Origin of the sequence: Paraburkholderia sp. GAS334, from assembly GCF_050436625.1 — a bacterium.
Taxonomy (GTDB): Bacteria; Pseudomonadota; Gammaproteobacteria; order Burkholderiales; family Burkholderiaceae; genus Paraburkholderia.
This window is the reverse complement of record NZ_JBNDMO010000087.1, coordinates 1-2,523: the sequence shown is the minus strand read 5'-3', so window position 1 is coordinate 2,523 and position 2,523 is coordinate 1. Positions and strand designations below refer to the sequence as shown.

Annotated in this window: 3 protein-coding genes; all 3 read right to left on the bottom strand. The window is 61.9% G+C overall.

Features of this window, described 5'->3' with window-relative positions; genetic code table 11:
- Positions 1 to 106 precede the first annotated feature (106 nt).
- Genes tnpC through tnpA form a run of 3 tightly spaced genes read right to left on the bottom strand, consistent with a single transcriptional unit; the run spans position 107 to position 2,484 of the window.
- On the bottom strand, positions 107 to 1,660 hold the full coding sequence (gene tnpC / locus P3T21_RS38315; protein ID WP_429261042.1) for an IS66 family transposase: 1,554 nt from the start codon (positions 1,658 to 1,660) through the stop codon (positions 107 to 109).
- A gap of 30 nt (positions 1,661 to 1,690) precedes the next feature.
- Entirely contained in the window at positions 1,691 to 2,035 is a 345-nt protein-coding gene (tnpB, locus tag P3T21_RS38310; RefSeq protein ID WP_429261041.1) for an IS66 family insertion sequence element accessory protein TnpB, read from the bottom strand.
- Entirely contained in the window at positions 2,032 to 2,484 is a 453-nt protein-coding gene (gene tnpA, locus P3T21_RS38305) for an IS66-like element accessory protein TnpA (protein WP_429261040.1), read from the bottom strand. The genes tnpB and tnpA overlap by 4 nt, the downstream gene beginning before the upstream one ends.
- Between the last annotated feature and the right edge of the window lie 39 nt (positions 2,485 to 2,523).

The window sequence follows — 2,523 nt, the reverse complement described above, 5'->3', positions numbered from 1 at the left end:
GTAAGCGCCTCGCGTCGACCGTTCGCGATGTGTCGCGCGCGCGTGGCACGCTAGTGGTAGCGCGTGATCGATGGCTCGCGGATAGATTCGGGAGACGTTGCGGAGATCAGGTTGTCGCTGACGGCGGAGTGGATTGCGTGGGCAACTTGCCGACCACGTTCCAGGGCAGCAGTTCGTCGATCCGACTGATTTTGTGGTCCGCGATGTGAGTCAGGACGTATTCGAGGTAGGCGCGCGGGTTGATGTCATTCAGCTTGCATGTCCCGATGAGGCCGTACATCGCGGCGGCCCGCTCACCTCCACTGTCGGAGCCTGCAAACAGGAAGTTCTTCCTCCCCAGACTGACGCAGCGCAGCGCGTTTTCCGCGAGGGCGTTGCTGATCTCGATACGACCGTCTTCGCAGTACACAACAAGTGCGTCCCATTGATTGAGCGAGTAGCGTATCGCCTTTGCCAACTCGGATTTTGCCGACAGGTGCGCCATTTTCTCCGTCATCCATGCCTTGATGGTCCCGAGCACCGCGAGGCTCCTTTCCTGCCGTACGCGCAACCGTTCGGCGGCGGCCTTGCCCCGGATATCAGTCTCAATGCCATAGAGTGCGCCGATCAGTTCGAGTACGTGCCTTGTCGACTCAGTCGGCGTCCGGACATGAACGTCGTATATGTACCGTCTCGCGTGATCCCAGCAAGCCGCCTCACGGATCCTGCCGCCCGCATACAGCTCGTCGAAGCCTCCGTAGGCGTCGGCCTGAAGGATGCCCTTGAATCCGGCGAGATGAGTCTGCGGATGAATGCCTTTGCGGTCAGGCGAGTAGGCAAACCAGACTGCGGCCGGGTCCGTCGAGCCCGAGCGGGTGTCGTCGCGAACATAGACCCACAGGCGACCCGTGCGCGTCTTTTTATTACCCGGCGCAAGCACTGGGATCGGCGTGTCGTCCGCGTGCAGCTTGAAGGTTGCCATCGTGTAGACGCGCAGCGCTTCGGTCAACGGCTCGCACAAGGCCTCGCACTGGCCGACCCAGCGCCCCATGCTGGCGGGGTCGAGCTTCACGCCGTCACGCGCGGCAATTGCCGACTGCCGGTATAGCGGTTGATGATCAGCGAACTTCGAAACGGCGATGTCAGCAAGCAGGCTCGGATGCGCGATGCTGCGCTCAATTGGCAAGCCCGGCATCGGCGGCTGCGAGATGTGCTTGCAGCAGGTGCAGACTGCCTTGCGCCGGATCGTGCGAATCACCTTGAACATGGCAGCGACACGGGCAAGCTGCTCGGACACGTCCTCGCCGAGTGGCTGCATGGTGTTGCCGCAGTTCGGGCAGCTCGGATCGGGTTCGAGCACGCGCTCTTCACGCGGCAGATGGGGAGGCAACGCCTCCTTCGAGGCTGCTGCGCTGACGGGCACACTCGTGCCCGATGCGCGGGCGCGGCGAACATCCGCGACACCGCGCCCACCGCTCAGCTCGTCCAGTTCGGTCTCAAGCCGCTCGATCTGCCGGTCTAGCTGCTCGGACTTTCGGCCGAACTGCATCCGTTTGAGTTTGTCGATCTGGGCCTTGAGTTGTTCGATCTCGATATCGCGCTCGGCAAGCTGGGCGCGAGCCTCGAGCACCAAGGCCTTAAGCGCATCAACGTCATCCGGAAGACGGGCATCATCGGTCATGCGCCGGAGTTTACGCGTGCCCCGAAGCGTTTACAACACCGATAGCGCCGCGGTTCGACGCGGCTGCCGCCAGTCAATGCCCTCGAGTAGCATCGACAACTGTGCATGTGTCAGATGGACCTTGCCGCCGTCGGCCTGCGGCCAGACAAAACGCCCTCGCTCAAGCCGCTTCGCCAAGAGCCATAGCCCGTCCTCGGTGGCCCACAGAATCTTGATGAGGTCACCGCGCCGGCCACGGAAGATGAAGACATTGCCGCCAAAGGGATTCTCCTCCAGTGCAGTTTGCACCTTCGCTGCGAGCCCCTGGAATCCGCAGCGCATGTCGGTGATGCCAGCCGCGATCCAGATGCGGGTTCCCGCCGGCAATCCGATCATCGGGACAGCTCCCGAATGAGCAAGCGCAGCATATCTGGCGACACGTTGCCTCGAATCCGAAGGCGTGCTCGGTCAAATTCGATCTCGCAGGTGTTCTCCGTCACGGCCTCGCGCGTGGATATCGACGCCTCGGTTTCGGCGACCACGCTCACCGGGAGTAACGGCGCAACGTCACCATCAGGTTGCTGTCTCGCGTGCTCCAGATGCGGCGCCCCAAATGCTCCCTGAAGATATTGGCGACGCCATCTGAACAGCAGGTTGGTGTTAATGTCGTTGCGACGTGCGACCAGCGATACTGACGCGCCGGGCTCGAAGGTCTGTTCGGCGAGTTGCCGTTTGAACTCGCGTGGAAAGTTCGGGCGCTTACCGGGAGCTTGGGTTCTGCTATCGACTATCTCGGCCACTTTGGTTCCCACCAAAATATTTGGTGGGAACCAAATTACCTCCATTCACCGCTGCTCGGAGAACGGCCGCAGTGAGACGCTTAC